This window comes from Mesorhizobium sp. M4B.F.Ca.ET.017.02.2.1 (assembly GCF_003998955.1).
Taxonomy (GTDB): domain Bacteria; phylum Pseudomonadota; class Alphaproteobacteria; order Rhizobiales; family Rhizobiaceae; genus Mesorhizobium; species Mesorhizobium abyssinicae.
Map to the genome: position 1 here is coordinate 1 of NZ_RZOF01000028.1, position 20,480 is coordinate 20,480.

At 65.6% G+C, this 20,480-nt stretch carries 19 protein-coding genes; 15 read left to right on the forward strand and 4 right to left on the reverse strand.

Annotated elements, in window-relative coordinates; all coding sequences use genetic code 11:
* The 8 genes from EN738_RS06035 to EN738_RS06070 all read left to right on the forward strand — a co-directional run.
* Positions 1-742, forward strand: a 742-nt coding sequence (locus EN738_RS06035) for a BadF/BadG/BcrA/BcrD ATPase family protein (RefSeq protein ID WP_127282917.1), incomplete at its 5' end; no start/stop codon positions are given.
* A gap of 184 nt (positions 743-926) precedes the next feature.
* Positions 927-1,850 carry an N-acetylmuramic acid 6-phosphate etherase gene (murQ, locus tag EN738_RS06040; RefSeq protein WP_127282918.1) on the forward strand — a complete coding sequence of 308 codons (924 nt, stop codon included), beginning with the start codon at positions 927-929 and terminating at the stop codon, positions 1,848-1,850.
* Between the two features lie 98 nt (positions 1,851-1,948).
* Positions 1,949-3,472 carry an ABC transporter substrate-binding protein gene (locus EN738_RS06045; RefSeq protein WP_127282919.1) on the forward strand — a complete coding sequence of 508 codons (1,524 nt, stop codon included), beginning with the start codon at positions 1,949-1,951 and terminating at the stop codon, positions 3,470-3,472.
* A 28-nt stretch (positions 3,473-3,500) separates the two neighbouring features.
* On the forward strand, positions 3,501-4,460 hold the full coding sequence (locus EN738_RS06050; RefSeq protein WP_127282920.1) for an ABC transporter permease: 960 nt from the start codon (positions 3,501-3,503) through the stop codon (positions 4,458-4,460).
* Positions 4,460-5,299, forward strand: a complete 840-nt coding sequence (locus EN738_RS06055) for an ABC transporter permease (RefSeq protein WP_127282921.1) — start codon at positions 4,460-4,462, stop codon at positions 5,297-5,299. Before EN738_RS06050 ends, EN738_RS06055 begins: the two co-directional genes overlap by 1 nt.
* The gene (locus EN738_RS06060; protein ID WP_127282922.1) at positions 5,296-7,044 is read left to right on the forward strand and encodes an ABC transporter ATP-binding protein; all 1,749 of its coding nucleotides are present in this window, start codon (positions 5,296-5,298) and stop codon (positions 7,042-7,044) included. The genes EN738_RS06055 and EN738_RS06060 overlap by 4 nt, the downstream gene beginning before the upstream one ends.
* A gap of 106 nt (positions 7,045-7,150) precedes the next feature.
* Positions 7,151-8,155, forward strand: a complete 1,005-nt coding sequence (locus tag EN738_RS06065; RefSeq protein ID WP_245494382.1) for a serine hydrolase — start codon at positions 7,151-7,153, stop codon at positions 8,153-8,155.
* 6 nt (positions 8,156-8,161) lie between these two features.
* Positions 8,162-9,277, forward strand: a complete 1,116-nt coding sequence (locus EN738_RS06070; protein ID WP_127282924.1) for an anhydro-N-acetylmuramic acid kinase — start codon at positions 8,162-8,164, stop codon at positions 9,275-9,277.
* A 30-nt stretch (positions 9,278-9,307) separates the two neighbouring features.
* Here the strand turns inward: EN738_RS06070 and EN738_RS06075 are convergent, their stop codons facing one another.
* On the reverse strand, positions 9,308-9,736 hold the full coding sequence (locus EN738_RS06075) for a GNAT family N-acetyltransferase (RefSeq protein WP_127282925.1): 429 nt from the start codon (positions 9,734-9,736) through the stop codon (positions 9,308-9,310).
* A 61-nt stretch (positions 9,737-9,797) separates the two neighbouring features.
* A complete protein-coding gene (locus EN738_RS06080) occupies positions 9,798-10,988 on the reverse strand; it encodes an MFS transporter (protein WP_127282926.1) in 1,191 nt (396 codons plus the stop codon).
* Between the two features lie 48 nt (positions 10,989-11,036).
* Between EN738_RS06080 and EN738_RS06085 the strand changes: the two genes are divergently transcribed.
* Positions 11,037-11,576 (forward strand): Lrp/AsnC family transcriptional regulator, encoded by a 540-nt coding sequence (locus EN738_RS06085; protein WP_127282927.1) that lies wholly within the window; start codon positions 11,037-11,039, stop codon positions 11,574-11,576.
* Between the two features lie 306 nt (positions 11,577-11,882).
* The gene (locus EN738_RS06090) at positions 11,883-12,905 is read left to right on the forward strand and encodes a LacI family DNA-binding transcriptional regulator (protein WP_127282928.1); all 1,023 of its coding nucleotides are present in this window, start codon (positions 11,883-11,885) and stop codon (positions 12,903-12,905) included.
* Between the two features lie 27 nt (positions 12,906-12,932).
* Here the strand turns inward: EN738_RS06090 and EN738_RS06095 are convergent, their stop codons facing one another.
* Together EN738_RS06095 and EN738_RS06100 are read right to left on the reverse strand one after the other, a co-directional pair.
* Positions 12,933-13,895, reverse strand: a complete 963-nt coding sequence (locus tag EN738_RS06095; RefSeq protein ID WP_127282929.1) for an alpha/beta hydrolase — start codon at positions 13,893-13,895, stop codon at positions 12,933-12,935.
* Positions 13,896-13,909: 14 nt separating this feature from the next.
* Positions 13,910-15,058: a Gfo/Idh/MocA family oxidoreductase gene (locus EN738_RS06100; protein WP_127282930.1), complete on the reverse strand. Its 1,149-nt coding sequence runs from the start codon at positions 15,056-15,058 to the stop codon at positions 13,910-13,912.
* 180 nt (positions 15,059-15,238) lie between these two features.
* On the opposite strand from EN738_RS06100, the gene EN738_RS06105 reads away from it, so the two are divergent.
* The 5 genes from EN738_RS06105 to EN738_RS06125 all read left to right on the forward strand — a co-directional run bounded on the left by EN738_RS06105 (position 15,239) and on the right by EN738_RS06125 (position 20,477).
* Positions 15,239-16,000, forward strand: coding sequence for a class I fructose-bisphosphate aldolase (locus EN738_RS06105; protein WP_127282931.1), 762 nt, complete (start codon positions 15,239-15,241; stop codon positions 15,998-16,000).
* A gap of 3 nt (positions 16,001-16,003) precedes the next feature.
* A complete protein-coding gene (locus EN738_RS06110) occupies positions 16,004-16,963 on the forward strand; it encodes a PfkB family carbohydrate kinase (RefSeq protein WP_127282932.1) in 960 nt (319 codons plus the stop codon).
* Positions 16,944-18,089 (forward strand): ABC transporter ATP-binding protein, encoded by a 1,146-nt coding sequence (locus EN738_RS06115; RefSeq protein WP_127282933.1) that lies wholly within the window; start codon positions 16,944-16,946, stop codon positions 18,087-18,089. The genes EN738_RS06110 and EN738_RS06115 overlap by 20 nt, the downstream gene beginning before the upstream one ends.
* A gap of 111 nt (positions 18,090-18,200) precedes the next feature.
* Complete coding sequence (locus EN738_RS06120; protein WP_127282934.1) at positions 18,201-19,448, forward strand: sugar ABC transporter substrate-binding protein; 1,248 nt, start codon at positions 18,201-18,203, stop codon at positions 19,446-19,448.
* 132 nt (positions 19,449-19,580) lie between these two features.
* On the forward strand, positions 19,581-20,477 hold the full coding sequence (locus EN738_RS06125) for a sugar ABC transporter permease (RefSeq protein WP_127282935.1): 897 nt from the start codon (positions 19,581-19,583) through the stop codon (positions 20,475-20,477).
* Positions 20,478-20,480 lie beyond the last annotated feature (3 nt).

Genomic DNA, 20,480 nt, shown 5'->3' on the forward strand with positions numbered 1-20,480 from the left:
CTGGGCGTCCGTCTCGCGGGCCTTCGGCGCGGCGATCGACGAGGCCGGTTTCGGGCCGGCGGAGATCGCCCGGATCCGCGCCGGCATCGGCCGCGCCGGCAGCGGCCGCAAGGGTGCGCTGGAGGCGCTCAAGGCGATCGCGCATCCTTTCGCCAGCATCGCTTTCGTCAGCGACGGGGTCGGGGCCTGCATTGGCGCGCATTCGGGCCAGGACGGCGCCATCGTCATTGCCGGCACCGGCTCGATCGGGCTCGGCTTCGTCGACGGGCGCGACCTGCGCGTCGGCGGCTACGGTTTTCCAATCTCAGACGAAGGCAGCGGCGCCGATCTTGGCCTCAAGGCGGTGCGGCTTGCCCTGCGCGCCCCTGACGGACGCTACGAGCGGACGGCGCTGCTCGCCGAAGTCATGCAGCGCTTCAAGGACGATCCGATGGAGGCCGTCGCCTGGATGGACCGCGCCAGCGCCACCGACTACGCGGCGCTGGCGCCGATGGTGATCCGCCATGCCGACCAGGGCGACGCGGCCGGGCGGCGGATCGTGCAGAGCGCGGCCGAGCAGGTCGACACGTTCGTGCGGGTGCTGTTCGACAAGGGCGCGCCGCGGGTGACGCTGCTCGGCGGCCTGTCCAGCCCGCTCGAGCCGTGGCTCGCGCCCGATGTGCGCCGGCGCCTGAAGCCCGCCGACGGCGACGCGGTTTCAGGGGCGATCATCCTGGCCAAAAGGTCCCTCGCCGGTCGCTGACGCGTCTCGTCGATAGGAATATTCTATTCCACTCTGTCGTTGACACTGCGAATATTCAATTCTAAAAAGTTAACAAAGCAGAACCGGCCACAAATATGAGCGCCAATGCCGCGACCGCGGCACTGGTCGGCGTCCGGTGCTGCATCAGATTCCCTGCCAAAAGGCAGCGTTTGAAAGCAAGCGGATGAGCGAACACGGCTTGATGTCCGAGCTGGAGCGGTTGGTTTCCGAGGACCGGAACCCGCGCACAATGGACATCGACCTGTTGCCCACCGCCGACGTGCTGCGCCGGATCAATGACGAGGACAAGGGCGTCGCCGCCGCCGTCGAGAAGGTCATCCCGGAGATAGCGATGGCCGTGGACCGGATCGTGCAAGCCTTCCAGAAGGGCGCGCGGCTGATCTATATCGGCGCCGGCACCAGCGGCCGGCTGGGCGTCCTCGACGCCTCCGAATGCCCGCCGACCTTCGGCGTTCCCGAAGATATGGTGATCGGCCTCATCGCCGGCGGTGCCGAAGCGCTGGTGCGCGCCGCCGAAGGCGCCGAGGACGATCCGAAGCAGGGCGCGGAGGACCTGCGGGATATCGTCCTCACCGCCGACGACGTGGTGGTCGGCATCGCCGTCAGCGGCCGCACGCCCTACGTCATGGGCGGGCTCAACTACGCCAAGGACGTGGGCGCGACGACGGTGGCGCTGTCCTGCAATTCGCGCTCGACCATTGCCGGCATTGCCGACATCGCCATCTCGCCGGTCGTCGGTCCGGAGGTGCTTACCGGCTCGACCCGGCTGAAGTCGGGCACCGCGCAGAAGCTGGTCCTCAACATGCTGACCACCGCCAGCATGATCCGCATCGGCAAGAGCTACCAGAACCTGATGGTCGACCTCAATCCGTCCAACAAGAAGCTGGTGGCGCGGGCCGTCCGCATCATCATGCAGACGACTGGCTGCACGGCGCAGCAGGCACGGCAGGCGCTGGAGGCGACAGGCAAGGACGTGAAGCTGGCGATCCTGATGGTGATTACCGGCATGGGCGTGGAAGAAGCGCGCGAGGCGCTCGGCAAGGCGGGAGGGTTCCTGCGCAAGGCGATCAGCGAAAAGACGGCGTGAAGCCGCATGAGAAAACTGGGCCGACAGTCCGGGGCGCCTGCCCCTTTGAAGCGGTCCGCGGAATTGCAAAGCAAGGTCGAACGAAATGGGAGACGACAATGGTCAAGCATCTGACGAGGAAACTGGTTTCGGGCATGGCGCTTGCGGCGCTGGTCGGCATCGCCCCCGCGCCGTTGGAGGCAAGTGCGGCAACGCTGCACATGGCCTGGGCGCAGGACGCCACCGGGCTCGATCCGCACAAGCAGACCGCCTTTTCGTCGCTGAGGCTCTTGGAGTTGGTCTATGAACCGCTGGTCAGGGTCGATGCCAGCCTGAAGATCGTGCCGGCGATCGCCGATAGCTGGCAGTTCTCGGCTGACGGCAAGGAACTGAGCTTCAAGCTCAACCCGAAAGCCAAGTTCCAGAATGGCGCCGCTGTCACCTCGGCCGACGTGAAGGCCTCGTTCGAGCGCATCCTCGACGAGAAGACCGGGGCGGCTGCCCGCGCCAATTTCCTGTCGATCGCCAGCATCGACACGCCCGATCCGGCGAGCGTCGTCTTCCACCTGTCGCAGCCGGACGTGCCGCTGCTGACGGCGATGAGCGACGTAAACGCGGCCATCGTTCCGGCCAGCGAGATCGCCGCCGGCTCGATAGGCACCAAGGCGATCGGCTCGGGCCCGTTCAAGCTCGACAAATGGGACCCCAACGCCAAGGAAGTGCTCAGCGCCAACAAGGACTGGGCCGGCGGCGCCACCGGCGTCGACGGCATCGAGATCAGCGTGCTGCCGGACGAGACGGCGATCCTGGCGGCGATGCGCACCAAGCAGATCGACTTCGCGCTGCTCAACGACCCGCTGGTCGCCACGCTGGTGCCGAAGGAAGCCAGCCTGCAGCTCAACCGCGTGCCGGTGCTTGCCTATCACGTGCTGCAGCTCAACCCGTCGCGCAAGCCGATGACCGAGCTGAAGGTGCGGCAGGCGATCTCCTGCGCCATCGACCGGCAGGAGGTGCTGGACACCGCCTCGCTCGGCGAGGGCAAGGTGACCGGGCCGCTGACCATTCCCTCGATGGCCACCGATCCCGGCCAGCTGTTCTGCTACAAGCGCGACGTCGAGAAGGCGAAGAAGCTGATGGCCGAAGCCGGCTTTGCCGACGGCTTTTCGGCGACCGTGATCGGCGCCACCGGCGAGCCGCCGACGGCGGCTGCGGAGGCCCAGGTCATCCAGTCGCAGCTCGCCGAGATCGGCGTCAAGCTCGACATCAAGATGATGGAGCTCAACGTCTATGTCGACGCCTGGCTGAAGGGCGATTTCGACATGGCGGTGGCGCTCAATGGCGGCAGGGCCGACCCCTACACAATGTACAACCGCTACTGGACCAAGGCCGGCAATCTGCAGAAGGTGGCCAACTACATCGACGACACGCTGGACGCCCAGATGCAGAAGGGCCGCGCCGAGACCGATCCGGAAAAGCGCAAGGCGATTTTCTCCGAGTTCGAAAAGCACCTCGCCGAGGTTTCGCCGTGGATCTGGCTCTACACCTCCTACAGCTACACGGCGCAGCAGAAGAATGTCGCGGGATTCGTGCCGACGCCGACCGGCACGCTGTTCAGCCTGAGCAAGGTCACCATCCAGCAGTGATGGCCGGCGGACGAGAGGTGTTCTTCGCGTGACCTATCTGCTCAGGCGCCTGGCGGTGTTTCCTCTCGTTTTGATCGGCGTCTCCATCGTCGTGTTCGTCGCCATCCGGATGGTTCCGGGTGACGCGATCACGGCGATGCTGGGCACCGAGGCCGGGCTTCTGACGCCGCAGCAGCGCGCTGCGCTGGCCGCCTATTTCGGCATCGACCAGCCCTGGTTCGTTCAGTACGGACGATGGGTCGTCGGCCTTTTGCACGGCGATCTCGGCATTTCGACGACCTATGGCAGGTCGGTCCTCGATGTCATCCTCGAACGCTTCCCGCTGACGCTCGAGCTGGCGCTTCTCTCGATGCTGATCGCGCTTGTGATCGGCGTGCCCGCCGGCGTCTTTGCCGCCACGCGCAACGAGAAACTCTCCGACCTCGGCGTGCGCATCGCCGCCATGATCGGCCAGTCGACGCCGAATTTCGTGCTGGCGCTGCTGATCATCTACACGCTGTCGGCCGGTTTCGGCGTGCTGCCGGCGATGGGCGAGTTCGCGCCGCTGTGGCAGGATCCGCTGCGCAATCTCGGCCAGTTGATCCTGCCCGCCATCACGCTCGGCTTCGCCTTCGCCGCCTCGGTCACCCGTATATCGCGCTCGGCCATGCTCGACGTCTTGAGCGACGACTATGTGCGCACCGCCCGCAGCAAGGGCGCCCCGGCGCGCAGCGTCATCTGGCGCCATGCCTTGCCCAACGCGCTGATCCCGGTGGTGACGCTGAGCGGCATCGAATTCGGCTATCTCCTCGGCGGCGCAGTCATCGTCGAGCAGATCTATGCGCTGCCCGGCCTCGGCCGGCTGGTGCTCGACGCGATTCTGCAGCGCGACTATGCGCTGGTGCAGGGATGCGTGCTGTTCATCGCCTTCAACTTCATGATCGTCAATCTCCTGGTCGACCTCGCCTATGCCGCGCTCGATCCGCGCATCCGACTGGGGGAAAATTGATGCGCATCCTCAAAGCCATCTTCGCCCACACCAGCGGTCGCATCGGCGGTTTCATCGTCGGGCTCTATCTCCTGCTTGCCGTGCTTGGCCTGCTCGGGCTGACGCCGCACGACCCGCTGACGCAGTACCGTGTCGACCGCCTGCACGCGCCAGGCGCCGCCTACTGGATGGGCACCGACCTGTTCGGCCGCGACGTCGCGAGCCGGCTGATGATGGGCATCGGCCAGTCCTTCACCGTCGCCTTCTTCTCGGTGGCTTTCGCCACGCTCGCCGGCACCGTCCTCGGCCTGGCGGCGGCCTGGTTCGGCCGACGCTGGGACGGCGTGCTGATGCGGATCATGGACGTGCTGCTCGCCTTCCCGGCGATCCTCCTGGCACTGCTCATCGTCGCCGTCGCCGGTCCCGGCACCTGGACCAGCGTGCTTGCCATCGGCATCGTCTACACGCCGATCTTCACGCGCGTGGTGCGCGGCCCGGCGCTGTCGCTCAGGGCGCGCGAATTCGTCGACGCCGCGCGCACCTTCGGCAGCAGTTCAAGCTACATCCTGACCAGGCACCTGCTGCTCAATCTGGTCGCGCCGCTGACCGTCCAGGTGACGCTGGCTTTGGCCTGGGCGCTGCTCACCGAAGCCAGCCTCAGCTTCCTCGGCCTCGGCACGCAGCCGCCCGCCGCCTCGCTCGGCCTGATGCTGAGCGACAGCCGCAATCTTATGGAAACGGCGCCGTGGCTGATGATCTTCCCAGGCATCGCCATCATGATCAGCATCCTCGGCTTCAACCTTTTGGGCGACGCCCTGCGCGACATTCTCGATCCGAAGATGCGGAGGGCGGTCGCGTGATCCCGCTGCTTTCCGTATCCGATCTCAGCGTCGGTTTCGGCCGCAAGGCCGAGGCCAATGAAGTTGTCCGTGGCGTGAGCTTCGATCTCGCCGACGGCGAGACCCTCGCCATCGTCGGCGAGAGCGGCTCGGGCAAGTCGGTCACCGCGCTGTCGGTCAACCGGCTCGTCGACTTCGGCGGCGGCAAGATCACCGGCGGCTCGATCCGGCTGAGGCGCGGCGACGGCGGCGTGCTCGATCTGGCAGGGGCGGCCGAACCGCAACTGACGAAGATCCGCGGCGCCGAGATCGGCATGATCTTCCAGGAGCCGATGACCTCGCTCAATCCGGTGCTAAGCATCGGCACGCAGATCGCGGAATCGTTCCGCCTGCATCGCGGCCTGACCGGCCGCCAGGCGATGGCCGCGGCCAAGGATGCGCTCGACCGGGTGCGCATCCCCGATGCGGCGCGGCGGCTGAAATACACGCCGAACCAGCTTTCCGGCGGCATGCTGCAGCGGGTGATGATCGCCACGGCGCTTGCCTGCAATCCGCGCCTGCTGATCGCCGACGAGCCGACGACGGCGCTCGACGTGACGGTGCAGGCGCAGATCATGGCGCTGCTCGCCGAGCTGAAGCGCGAGACCGGCATGTCGATGATCTTCATCACCCACGATATCGGCCTCGTCGCCGGCATCGCCGACAAGGTGATGGTGATGCAGAACGGACAGGCCGTCGAACAGGGCGAGCTGAACCAGATCCTCGACCATCCGCGGCATGCCTATACGCAGCATTTGCTGCACGCCGTGCCGCATTTCGCCAGCGGCAAGGCGACGCGCTCGGATGGCCGACGCGAGAAGGCGCCTGACGCCGAGCCGGCGCTCAAGGTCGACGGTCTAGTCGTGCGCTATCCGGCCAGGAGCGGCCTGTTCGGGCGCGCCACCGGCGCAGTGCATGCCGTCGACGGCGTCGATTTCGAGCTGATGCCGGGCGAGACGCTGGCCATTGTCGGCGAGAGCGGCTCCGGCAAGTCGACCACGGCGCGCGCGGTGCTCGGCCTGGTGCGCTCGACGCGCGGCAGCTTCTCGGCCAGCGCGCGCAAGGCTGGCGCCGAGCGAAGCGCGCCACCGGTCCAGATGGTGTTCCAGAACCCCTATGCCTCGCTCAACCCCAGGCTGACGATCGAAAGCATCCTCGCCGAACCGGTGATCGCTTCGGGCGGCCGCGTGGGCGCAGAAACGCGTGCGAAGATGACGACGCTGCTGAAGCGCGTCGGCCTGCCGGAAAACAGCCTGGAGCGCTACCCGCACGAATTCTCGGGCGGCCAGCGGCAAAGGCTGTGCATAGCGCGCGCGTTGATGCTGAACCCGTCCGTCGTCGTGCTCGACGAGGCGGTTTCGGCGCTCGACGTCTCGGTACAGGCTCGGGTGCTGGAGCTTCTGGTCGAACTGCAGCGCGAATTTGGCCTGGCCTATCTGTTCATCTCGCACGACATGGCCGTGGTGGAGCGCATCGCGCACCGGATCGCCGTGATCTATGCCGGCCAGATCGTCGAGATCGGCGATGCAAAGTCGGTGCTGTCGACGCCGAAGCATGCCTACACGAAGAAGCTCATCGCGGCGGTGCCGACCATCGAGCGCCGGCGCGAGCGTTTCGAACTGGATACGCGGCAAGTGCCGTCGCTGGTGCGGCCGCTGGGGTTTGAACCGGGGCCGGCAAAGTGGGATGTGTTTGGGCCGGATCATATAGTGAGGGTCGAGGCGTGAAGGATAGCGCTCAAAGATGCGCAGGCTTGGCGGGACAGCACTCCCCTCCGGCCTGCCGGCCAGAGGGGTGTGGGACGGATCGCTGCCTCTCCGATGGAGGCCGATATTGACCGCCCTCGCCGAGCTCTTCACTCACGCCTTCGCCCCGCTCGAAGCGTCGGTGGCCGAAGGCCGCATTCCGGGCGGCGTGTTAGGGATTGTCGAGCGCGGCGGCGCCCGCGTTGTACGTGCCACGGGCCTTGCCCAACGCGTGCCCGACTCCAGGCCCATGCATGAAGGAACCTGGTTCGATCTCGCCTCCCTGACCAAGGTGATCTTCACCACGCCGCGCATCCTCAAGCTGGCGGAGGATGGCGTCATCGACCTCGATACGCCGCTGATCTCGGCGCTGCCGGACCTGCGCCAATATGACCAGAAGGCATGGGAGCGGAAGGTGACGTTTCGCCAGTGCCTCGGCCACCAGACGCCGTTTCCGGCCGTCGCGCCCATATACACCTATGGCCGCGGACCCGACCTCTTGCGCGCCTTCATCCTGCAGCGCGAATGGCAGGCCGGCATGCCGGTCTATTCCGACATCAACTTCATCCTGCTCGGCTTCGCGATGGAGCGCCTGTCGGGCAAGAGGATCCGCGCCATGGATCCCGGTCCGGGCTTTGCCTTCTCGGCCGCGCCTGACCAGGCAGCAGCGACGGAAGACTGCACCTGGCGCCACCGCGTGCTCTCAGGCGAGGTGCATGACGACAATTGCTCGGCGCTGGACGGCGCCGGCCATGCCGGCCTGTTCGGCACGGCTGCCTCGGTCCTCGATTTCGCGCAAGGGCTGCTCGACGGAACCGGCGCCTCGCCGGCCTCGATCGCGCTGATGCGGGCGCCGCTGTCGGCCACCCGCACCCATGGCTGGGAACGCCCTTACGAAGGCTGGTCCGGCGGCGGGCTCTGCAGCCCCGGCACGATCGGCCATACCGGCTTCACCGGCACCGGGCTGTGGATCGATTTCGACAAAGGCAGGGCCTGGACCTTGCTCACCAACCGGATCCATCCGACACGTCATTTCAACAGCGGAATCGCCGCGCTTCGCCAGGCTGTCGGCGATCGCGTCAACGGGGACTAGCAACCCATGCAACCAATCTGGGCCGTCGGCCTGATGACCGGCACCGTGCTTGACGGAAATATCGACGTCGCGCTGATCAGGACCGACGGCGAGCGGATCGCGGATTTCGGCACCTATACGCTGGCGCCCTACCCGCAATCGATCCGTACCCTGCTGGAGGAGACGCTGCGGCAGGCGCGCGCGTGGAACTTCACCGGACCGGAACCGGCGATCTTCCGCGAGGCCGAGGAGGCACTGACGCGCGCGCAATCGGCGGCCGTGAAGGACCTTGTCGAAAGCCATGGCCTGACCATGGCGGATATCGGCGTCGTCGGCTTCCACGGCCAGACGGTGCTGCATCGCGCGCCGGAGGCCGGCCGGCTCGGCCAGACCCGCCAGCTCGGAGACGGCGAGCTGATGCGCTCGATCCTCGGAACCAAGGTCGCCTACGACTTCCGCTCGGCCGACATGCGCGCCGGCGGACAGGGCGCGCCACTGGCGGCTGCCTATCACACCGCGCTGCTGCGCGCGGCCGATGCCAGCGGCGACATGGCGGTGCTCAATCTCGGCGGCGTCGCCAACATCACCTGGTGGGACGGCAAGGACAATGTCGTCGCCTTCGACACCGGACCGGCCAACGCGCCGCTCAACGATTTCATCAAGGCGAAGGGGCTTGGCGACATGGACCGCGACGGCGCGCTGGCGCGCGCCGGCAGTGTGGACGAGGCGCGGCTCGCCAGGCTGCTGCAACATCCCTATCTGACCAAGCCCTATCCGAAATCGCTCGACCGTTTCGACTTCACCGCCGCGATGGCCGAAGGCCTCGACGCCGAGGATGGCGCAGCCTTGCTGACCGCCTTCACCGCCGCCGCCGTCGGCAAGGCGCTCGACCTTCTCCCGCATCGGCCGAAGCGGCTGGTGGTCAGCGGCGGCGGCCGCCACAACCCGACGATGATGGCGATGCTCGCCAGCCGCGCCGGCGTCGAGGCCGTGCAGGCCGAGACGCTGGGCTGGAAGGGCGACGCGGTCGAGGCGGAGTGTTTTGCGTTCCTGGCGGTGCGCGTGCTGCGCGGCCTGCCGATCAGTTTCCCGAGCACGACCGGCGTGCCGCAGCCGATGCGCGGCGGGAAACTCGCCGGGTAGAGTTTTGTGCCGCAATTCCGGACCCGCTGATCAGGCGGCCGTTAGGCTCTTCTGCAGGAAGATGCGGCTGCGGCCGATGGGGAAATCGGGCAGCGTGCCGAACGGCTGGTAACCCTGGCGCTCATAGGCCCTGGCCGCCTTGGGATTGAAGGTGTCGATCCAGGCGCCGTGGCAGCCGCGCGCCACCGCCTCCTGTTCGGCCGCCTGCAGCATCTGGCCCGCCATGTGCTGGCCGCGCAGGCTCTCGTCGACCCACAGCCATTGCACGAAGAGCCAGCCCCAGGCGGTGTAGCCGGAGATGCCGGCGACGACCTTGCCAGCCTCGTCGCGAACGAAGACGGCGAGCGCCTTTCGGCCCGAGGCGCCGACATCGGCGTCGTTGAAGGCCGTGAGTTGCTCGCCGAGGAAGGCGAGTTCCTGCGCCGAAGGATCAGCAGTGGTCTCAAGCGTCGTCTTCATCGCTTCGTCCAGTTCGGTTCCATTTGCCAGCCTTAGCGAAGGACCGAACAGGGACGCAAGCTTACTGCTGAGCAGTGCCTGCCGAGCGCCATGCCGCCGCCGAAGCGGCGACCAGCATCAGCAGGGCCGCGATCACGGCGCAATTGGCGAAGCCGAGGCTCGTATAGAGCGGCCCGAAGCCGGCGGTGCCGATGGAGACGGCGAGATAGGTGACGGAGCTGTTCAAGCCCATGATGGTGCCGCGCTGCGTGGGGTCGAGCGCGGTCAGGCGCATCACCAGGACGTTCAGCCCGAAATGGTTGGCAAGGCCCCAGAGGGCGACCGTCGCCATCAGCAGGCCGAAGCTGCCGCTGGCGGTGGCCATGGCGACATAAACGGCCGCCACCAGCAGATAGGCGAACGGCATGACGCGCCGGGCGCCGAGGCGGTCGATGACGCCGTCGAGCAGTGCCGCCGCGCCGAAGCCGAAACCATAGGCGAGTGCCGCCAGGCCATTGGCGCTGACCGGCTCGCCGAGGCCCTGGTGAAGGTGATCGCCGAGGTAGCCGTAGACGCCGTAGAAGGCGGTCATGAAGGCGCCGCAGGCGATCAGCAGCGGCAGGATGCCGGGAACGGCGAGGGCGCCGAGCGGCGAAGGCGCCGGGCCGCTTTTCTTGCTGTCTCGCAGAGAACTCATTGTCAGGCCGACGACGGCGGTCGCGGCCAGGAGCGCGACGGCGGCGAAGACGGCGCGCCAGTGCACGAGATCGGCAAGCACGGCCGACAGCGAGACGCCGGCCACCATGGAGAGCGTCCAGCCGGTCAGCACGACGCCGATGGTACCGCTTTCACGGCCTGGCGGCGCGATCGCCGCCGAACTCGCGTAGATCGCCGGCATGGCGATGCCGGCGGCGATGCCGGCGACCAGCTGGGCCGCGACCAGCGCCGTCACCGTCGGTGCCAGCGCGCTGGCGACCAGGGCCAGCGCCAGCAGCAGCAATGCGCCCTGCAGCATGCGGCGCGCGCCCACCCGGTCGATATAGCGGGCCAGGAAGAGCGCGCTGGCCGAGGTGCCGAGGCCAAAGGCAGCGGCCGCGCTCATCACCGCCGGCACGCTCGTCCCGAACGAGGTCGCCACGGCGGGCGCGATCGGGCCGAGAACCAGCGAGTTGGAACCGATGACGGCGATGCAGCCGGTCAGGAGATAGGCGAGCGCCGGGATCGGCGGCCGGGGCGCCGCCACCAGAATTGCTGATTGATCACTGTTCGACATATGCCCATAATGGCCGTATTTAATTCGGCATCAATAAGGAATTCCGATATGGATGAAGAAACAGATGGCATTCAGCGGAACAAGCAGCCTGCCCGCGATATCGACCCTATCGACCGAAAGATATTAGGCATCCTGGTCGACGACGCGACCATCAGCTACGCCGAGCTCGGCGATCGCGTCGGCCTGTCGCCGCCGGCGGCGCATGAGCGGGTGAAGCGCCTCAAGCGCAGCGGCGCCATCCGCGCCACGGCGGCGATCATCGATCCCAGAGCGGTGAAGAAGCCGCTGCTCGCCTTCGTGCATATCGACACCAGGGGCTGGGGCAAGACGCCGGAGCTGATGGCGGTGTCCGAATTCCCCGAAGTCGAGGAGATCCATACGGTGGCCGGCGACACCTGCATGCTGCTCAAGGTCCGCACCGAGGACACGCGCGCGCTCGAGGGATTGCTGTCACGGCTTTACGAGACGCCGGGCGTCACCTCGACGCGCAGCTATGTGGTGCTGTCGACGTATCTCGAGCGGCCGGTACAGCCCGGCATCACGCAAGAATGGCCGGCGCCCCGGCATATGGCGACGCCGGTCTACTAGAGCATGATGCCGAAAAGTGTGAAGCGGTTTTCGGACGACATCATGCTCTATTACTTTGATTTAGAGCCGGATTCAGATTTCAGTCGATTCGACCTGAAATCACCCGGCTCCAAGCGTTACCCTCACTGCAAGCTGCACACGCTTCTGCACAAAATTTACGCATGCAATAATTTCTCATAACGCGTTGAAACTTGAAAACTTGTCTGTAAAGTTTCACCTTGCAGGTGCGCGCCGGCGCACTCTAAGTAGGTGCCGGGGCAGTCGCATGGGGCCAAAGGTTTGGATAACCATGCCGCGAGGGTTGGAATGGCGATGACGCACAAGACCATGGAGGATTTCGCCCGTTCCTGCGGCGTCTCCAGACCGACGCTGTCGAAATATTTCGACGATCCGACCAGCGTCAAGCCGGCGACCAGAAAGCGCATCGAGGAGGCGCTGCGCTCCTCCGACTATCAGCCCAATCTGTTCGCCCGCAACCTCAACCGCAAGCGCACCCGCAGCATCGGCATCGTCGTACCGACGGTGACCGACCCGTTCTATTCGGAAATGGTCAGCCGCATCGAGCTTCGGCTGCGCGACGAAGGCTATTGGCCGATCGTCATTTCCTCGCACGGCTCGACCGAGCTCGAGGTCGAGGCGACGCGGACCATCCTGTCCTTGAAGGTCTCCGGCGCGCTCGTCGCGCCGCTCGGGCGGCGCTCCGATCACCGCACGCTGGAGAAGCTGACGCAGGCCATCCCGATCGTTTATTTCGACACTTATCTCGAAGGCGGCACGCCCTTCGTCGGCAACAACAACACGCAGAGCGTCGCGACGATCGTCGAGTATCTCTGCCGATCGGGCGACGCGCCGGTCTATTTCGACATCCCGCATGTCAACCACAACTCGCCCGAACGGCTGGCCAGCTATGTCGCCTCGATGAAGCGGCTCGGGCATGAGCCGATCGTCATAGGCAATACCAGGGACTACACTTGGGATTTCGAGCGGATCGGCTACGAACAGACCGAGAGGATGCTCGGCAGTGGCGGCCTGCCGGGCAAGACCATCCTGTGCAACAACGATCGTCTCGCCTTCGGCGTGATGGCGGCCGCCTTCTCGAAGGGGATCAAGGTCGGCCGCAAGGCGGACTGCGACCTCAGGGTCGCGGCGCATGACGATCATCCGCTCAGCCGCTACACCTGCCCCGGCCTCACCACCATGGCGCAGGACTTCGCCGCCATGGCCGGGCGCAGCGTCGAAACGCTGCTGGGGCTGCTCAACGAGGACGGGACGGCGGTGGCGCCCAAGGTCAATCTCGACGCGACGCTGGTGATGCGCCAGTCGGCGTGACCTGAACCTCGACAGACCCGACCCAACTCAACCGGGATCGAAGCTCCGCCAGGCGGCGACCGCCGCCTCGACAGCCTGCCGCGATGCCGGGCCGTGGCGGCCCATCGAGACGAAGCCGTGGATCTGGCCCGGCCAGCGCTTGAGCACCACCGGCACGCCGTCGTTATGGAGACGCCTGGCATAGGCCTCGCCCTCGTCGGCGAGGATGTCGTGGCCGGCGATGGCGACGAAGGCGGGGGCGGCACCGGCAAGGCCTTTGGTCTTCAGCGGCGAGACGCGCCAGTCGTCGATGTCGCCGGCGTCGCGAACATATTGGTCGCGGAACCATGCCATGGTCGAGGCGGTCAGGCCGAAACCCTCGGCGAAGCGTCGGTAACTGTCCGCCGTCTGCGCGGCATCGGTGTTGGGGTAGAGCAGAAGCTGTGCGGTCACCGGAATCCGGTCGTCCCGCGCGAGCAGGCTGAGCACGGCGGCGAGATTGCCGCCGGCGCTGTCGCCCGCCACGGCGATGCGCCCAGCATCGATGCCGAGAGCGGCGGCCTCATCCCGCATGAAGGAGAGCGCGGCGCGGCAGTCCTCGACCGCCGCCGGAAACTTGTGCTCCGGCGCCAGCCTGTAGGCGGGCGAAACGACGACGCATGCCGCGATGTTGGCGAACCAGCGGCAGATCTCGTCATGCGAGTCGAGATTGCCGATCACCCAGCCACCGCCGTGCAGATAGAGCAGCGCGGGAGCAGCCCGGGACGGAGCCCCCTGCCCGCGATAGATTCTTACCACCAGCGATCCGCCGGGTCCGGCGAGCGTGCGCTCGCCGACCAGGCCGACCGGCTCGCGCTCGCCCTGCAGGTCCGGAGAGCCCTGGTCATAGGCGCGGCGCGCCTCTTCGGGCGTGCCGGTCTCGAACGGCGGGGCGGCGGCCTGCCGGCCGAGATCGAGCACGTGGCGGGCTTGCGGATCGAGCCCGGCTGCCGTCGAGGGCGATGTCGTCATCGGGCGGCCTCCCGTCAGGCCAGCAGGCTCGTCGCCTCGTCCTCGGCGAGAAGCGGCGGCTGGTCGACGGTGCCATTGACAGCAACCGATCCGCGGCGCTCGCCCGAGGCGAGGATCGCCTCCATGATCTCCAGCACATGCAGCGCCAGTTCGCCGGAGGCGCGCGGCCTCCTGCCCTCGGACAGCGACCGGACCAGATCGGCGACACCGAGCATGCGGTAGTTGGCGCGGTCGGGCGCGGCATAGGGCCAGTTGCGCGCGCCGTAGAGCTCGCTGTCGCTCTCGAAATCCTTCCACTCGGCGCCGCGCGCCGACAGCGAGACGGTGCCGCCGAACGTGTCGGGATCGGGGAGTCTCAGCGAGCCCTCGGTGCCGTGCAGTTCGATCGGATGGTTGGAGTGCCTGAAGACATCCCAGGAGGCGCCGAAGGCGACCGTGGCGCCGGAGCGGAATTCGAGCAGCGACAGGATGTTGGTCGGCGTGCCGACCTTGAAGCTGGTGTTTTTGAAGGGACCGTCGGCGGTGATCAGCCGCTCCTCCTGGCCGCGCGTCGCCATGGCCATGACGCTGGCGACCGGGCCGAGCAGGTTGACCAGCATCGTCAGGTAGTAAGGGCCCATGTCGAAGACCGGGCCGCCGCCGGGCTGGTAGTAGAATTGCGGATTGGGATGCCAGTGCTCCATGCCGCGCCCCATCATGAAGGCGGTGCCGGTCACCGCGCGGCCGATGGCGCCCTCATCCATCAGGCGGCGCGCGCGGCGCCCGGCGGCACCGAGGAAGGTGTCGGGAGCCGAGCCGAGCAGCAGGCCGCGGCTGGCTGCTTCGGCGACCAGCCGGCGGCCGTCGCCGGCCGAGGTTGCCAGCGGCTTTTCGGTGAAGACGTGCTTGCCGGCCGAAAGCGCCGAGAACGAGATGTCGAAGTGCGCCGCCGGTATCGTCAGGTTGAGGACAAGGTCGATGTCCGGGTCGGCCAGCAACGCGTCGACGCCGAGCGCGCGGATGCCGTATTCCTTGGCACGGAGCGCCGCCATGTCGGCGGAAATGTCGGCACAGGCGCGCAACTCCATCCCGCCGAACAGAGCCGCATTGCGCAGATAGGTCATCGAGATGTTGCCGCATCCGATGACACCGATGCCGAGCTTTGTCTTTGATTTTCCGTGCATTTTCGATCGTACCTCCCAACGCGGCCACGGCTTGGCCGCACCCTGGCGCCAGCAATGGATCACAATCGAAAGCCGCTATACAACATTTTAATTCTTGACGCGCGTAAAAATTTTATGGAGCATATGAAAACGCTGACGCAGCAGGATTTTGAAAACAACCGATTGGGGAATTTTGAACTCATGAGCCTCGGAACCAAGGTGCGCCTTGCGCGCCTCTTCTCGCATCCATCGGGGAACCTTTTTGGCGGCGCGGTCGACCACTTCGTCGGCTATGGCGACGTGCGCAAAGGCGGCCTTGCCGACCTGCCGGGGGCGCTGGCGCGCGTCATGGCGGGCAAACCCGACTATGTCAGCATCCAGCCTGGCACCGCCCGCCATCTGTGGCCGCAATATGCGGGCAAGGCTTCCCTGGTGATCCAGGCGGGCTGCTTCACTCCGGACGATCGCATCAGCGAGCTGATCGCAACGCCCGAGGATGCGGTGCGCGGCGCGACCGAGGGCAAGTACATACGCTGGCTGACCGATTCGGTGAACGCGGCGGCTCGCTACGGCATGCCGGTGGTGGCGCATATCTACCCTCGCGATTTCACCGACGGGGCGAAAATCGTCTTCACCCCCGACGAGATCGCCTATGCGGCGCGCATCGGCTACGAGTCCGGCGTCGACGTGATCAAGATCGGCTACACGGGCGATTTCGAGTCGTTCCGAGAGACCGTCCGGACCTGCCCGGTGCCGGTTGTGATCGCGGGTGGTCCGAAGACCGATACGCTGCTCGGCGCGCTTCAGCAGACGGCGGACGCCATCCGTGCCGGCGCGCGCGGTGCCGTGGTCGGCCGCAATCTCTGGGGGCATGGCGATCCGCAGAAGGCGGCGCTTGCCTTTCGCGGCGTCATCCATGACGGCCTGTCGGCAAAAGACGCCCTGGCGAAGGCGGGTGCCTGAACGATGCCCGCCGTCCCCTCGATCCTCGGCTTCGGCGCTATTGCGATCGACGACATCGTCTATGTCGATCAGCCGTTGTCGGCGGGTAAGGGAAAAGTTCTGCAAAGTGCCCGGGCTTTCGGCGGAAATGTCGCGACGGCGCTGGCCGCCGTCGCGCGGCTCGGCGGAACCGCCGGGTTTGTCGGATGGCTGGGCAGTGCCGCGGACGACGCCGTGCTGTGCGATCTCGTTGCGAGCGGCGTTGAAACCGCATTCGCACCGCGCCACCCGCAAGCGCGCCCGGTGCGCTCGCGCATCACCGTCGGCTCGGATGGGGAGCGGTTCATCGCCTATGACGACGAAGCGATGCTGGGCACCACGCCGGACTTTCCGGACGATATCCTCAGCCGGGCAGCCGTCCTGATCGTCGATAGCTACGCGATCCGGTCGCTGGATGTCGTGGCCCGGGCTCGCGATCTCGGCCTTGCGATCCTCGGCGATATCGAATGGAGCAGCGGCCCGGACACCCAGAGGCTGATCGCGCTCTGCGACCATCTCATTCTTCCCCTCGGCTTTGCGCGGACTGCCACGGGCCGCCGATCGCCGGCCGAGATGCTCGATGCGCTATGGTTGCCGTCGCGGTCCGCCGTGGTTCTGACCGATGGCGGCAGGGGCGTCTACTATCGCGGGCGCGACGAGACAGGGCTCTGGCACCTGCCCCCGCACCGGGTTGACGTCGTCGACTCGACCGGCGCCGGTGACTGCTTTCATGGCGCCTATGCCCATGCATTGACGCGCGGGGCCGACACCGCAGGCCGGGTCGCGTTCGCGGCCGCGGCCGCAGCCCTGTCCGTAACGGGACGTGGCGGGCGCGAAGCGCTGCCCACCAACGACCAGGTCACGAAACTTCTGACATCTACGAACGCTCCGTCAGCGGTCGAACTGAGACTTGTGGAGGAGGAAGATGGCAGAAGTCATTCTTGAGAATATCTGCAAGACCTACGGGAACAATTTTCACGCCATCGACCAATTGAACCTGTCGGTCGAGGACGGCGAGTTCCTGATCCTCGTCGGCCCGTCCGGCTGCGGCAAATCCACCGCGTTGCGAATGATCGCGGGGCTGGAGGACGTCACCAGCGGCAGCCTTCGGATCGGTGGCGTCGACGTCGTCGACATGCCGCCCAAGGACCGCGACATTGCCATGGTCTTCCAGAGCTATGCGCTCTACCCGCACATGACAGTGTTCGAAAACATCGCCTTTTCGATGCGGCTGGCGGGCAAGCCGAAGGCCGAGCGCAGGAAGCGCGTGGACGAGATCGCCAAGACCCTGCAGCTGACGTCGCTGCTGGACAGCAAACCCGCAAACCTTTCGGGCGGACAGCGTCAAAGGGTTGCCATGGGCCGCGCCATGGTGCGCGAGCCGGCCGCCTTTCTCATGGACGAACCCCTTTCCAATCTGGACGCGAAACTGCGTGTCCAGATGCGCGCCGAAATCACCAGCCTGCAAAAGCAGCTCGGCGTCACGACCATATACGTGACCCACGACCAGACCGAAGCGATGACGATGGGTGACAGGGTCGCGGTGTTGAAGGGCGGCGTGCTGCAGCAGGTCGACACACCCAAGCGGCTCTATGAATCGCCGGTGAACGCCTTCGTTGCCGGCTTCATCGGTTCGCCTTCAATGAACCTTTTCGAGGCGACCCTGACGGGCGACGAACTGACGTCCGGCACCTTCGGCGTCCAGCTGCAGGATGCAGCCTTCGTGCGCAGGCCGGGCTTGAGGTCGTATGTGGGGCGCAAGGTCGTGTTCGGAATCCGCCCGGAGCACCTCTATGACAGCAGCCTCGAATCCGGCCGCAAGTATCAGACGATACCGGCAAAGGTGACCTCGATCGAGGAACTCGGGTCGGAACATATCGTCCACCTGAACATCGACGCGGTCCGGGTGGACTCCGGCGACCCGGACGCGGTGGAGGATTACGGCCTGACGTCGAACGCGGTGGCGAAATTCGAACCGGACAGCGCAGTCCGCTCCGGCTCGGAAATCCGGTTGGCCCTGGATGACAGCAAGCTCCATTTCTTCGATCCCGAGACGCATCTGGCGATCTGAAGAATTGCGGCAGAGCCGGCGGGCGAGAGCGAGGCGCCTGCGAATGAAGACTTCTGAATAAACCAGACGATCGTCCGCATTGTGCAGCCGATCTTAAAGAAGGAGGAGAAAATGACGTTTCGGATAAGACCCGCGGTGCTGAAGATGGCAGCGGCCGCATGGCTGCTTGGAGCAACCGGCGCCATGGCGGACACGACGCTGGAATTCACGCAGTGGTGGGAGCCCGAGCTGCCCGCCGGCTCGCTGCGGAAAATCATGGACGAATTCGAGGCCGCGAATCCCGGGATCAAGGTGACGCTGGTCAGCGGCCCCTATGCGACCACGCGAGACCAGATCTCGGTTGGTGCTGCGACGGGAACGCTTAGCGACGTCGTTGGTCTCGACGGCGCCTGGGTCAACAATCTGAACGCGCAGAACGCGCTGGCCGACATGAACCCGATGATGGATGCGAGCGGCTTCGACAAAGCCCAGGTCGCGGACATCATCAAGGTGGACGGCAAAGCGGTGATGTTTCCCGTGGCTTCGTTCGTCTATCCGGTCTTCGTGAATTTGGACCTCGCAGCCAAGGCGGGCGTCAGCAAGTTGCCGTCGACCCGTGCGGAGTTCCTCGAAGCCGCCAAGAAGATGACCCAGGCCGACAAGAACCAGTATGGCTGGGTGTTGCCGCTGTCGCTGCAGACGCCGTCCGGTGTCCAGAACGACATGATGTCGTGGGTCTGGGCGTCGGGTCAATCGATGATGGCGGACGGCAAGCCCGCTCTCGAGGCCAAGCCGGTGGTGGATATGCTGACCTTCGTCAAATCGCTCAATGACGCGGGCACCATCTCGCCCGGCATCGCCACCAAAACCGAACAGGAAAAGGTCGAGGAATTTGTCAACGACCGGGTCGGGATGATGATCGACTCGCTCGCGCATGTGAACCTCATCCGCAAACGCAATCCCAATCTGAACTTCGACCTGATCCCGGTCCCGGTCGTGGAAAACTACGACGGCAAGCGCGGCCTGCCATACGCCTCCTGGGGCATCGGCATCTCCGCGGGCTCGAAACATCAGGAAGAGGCCTGGAAACTCGTCCAGTATCTGATGAGTGAAAAGGTGAACGCCAAGCTCGTGTCGCTTGCCAACGCCTTCCCCGGCAACGTCAACGCCAAGCCAGATTTCGTGACCTCCGACAAGGCATTCGGCAAGGCTTTCGAAATCTTCAAGACCGGCTATCTTGCCAATGAGTTCACGGGCCTGCCGGTGGCGGAAGACCTGATGACCCAGTTCGACGTGCAAGCCCAGAAGATGCTCGCCGGCGAACAATCTCCGGAAGAAGCCGCGGCCAATGCTCAAAAGGGCTGGATGGCGAAATTCTGATCGGCCTGTTTTGCGATCTCTACCGGGCGGCCTGACTTCGGGCAGGCCTCCCGGCAACAACGCATCGGCAATGCGAGACGGACCCGTTTCCGAAGCTCCCCTTCTCTTGAAGGCGTATCCCAAGGTTGGCATATGACCCCGCAGAAGCGCTCCCACCATCGGCTGAAACGAGCGGTCGTACCCTATCTCTACCTGTCGCCCTCGCTCATCATCATCGGCCTTCTGATGCTGCTGCCGATGGTGACGGTGATTGGCTATTCGTTCCAGAACAGCGCGGTGCTGCGGCGCGACCCGTCCTTTGCCGGACTGAAACACTACCAGGCGATCTTTGCCGATCCCGTGTTCTGGGCTTCGCTGTGGCACACACTCTACTTCACCTGCATGAGCGTCGTCTTCCACATGACCATCGGCATGATCTTCGCGCTCATGCTGAACAGCGACCGCATCAATCCGACGCTGCGCAATATCCTGCGCGTGCTCTACATCCTGCCCTGGCTGTTCACCGCCGTCATCATCGCGGTGATCTGGCGCCTGCTGCTCGAGCCCAACGGCGTTGTGAACAGCATTCTCATGCAATTGGGCCTCATCGGTTCCAAGGTCGAGTGGTTTTCCTCGCCCGAGACGGCGCTGCACGCCGTCACCTTCGCCAATATCTGGGCGGGCTACCCGCTTTTCATGGTCAGCCTGCTCGCAGGCCTGCAGGGCATTCCCAAGGATTTCTACGAGGCCGCCGACATCGACGGCGCGAAGGCCTACCAGAAGCTGATCTTCATCACCATTCCGCAGCTGATGCCGATCATCATCAGCATCTCGCTGCTCGATTTCATCTGGACCATGCAGGTCTTCCCGTTGATCTGGATAACGACGGGCGGCGGTCCGATCTACTCGACCGAGGTGCTGAGCACCTACACCTACAAGCTGGCGTTCTCGAGCTACAACCTGTCCCAGGCGGCGGCGAGCGCCGTGATCATCCTGCTGATCTCTCTTGGCCTGACGCTGTTCTACATCCGCTATCAGAAGGCTCGGTAGTCA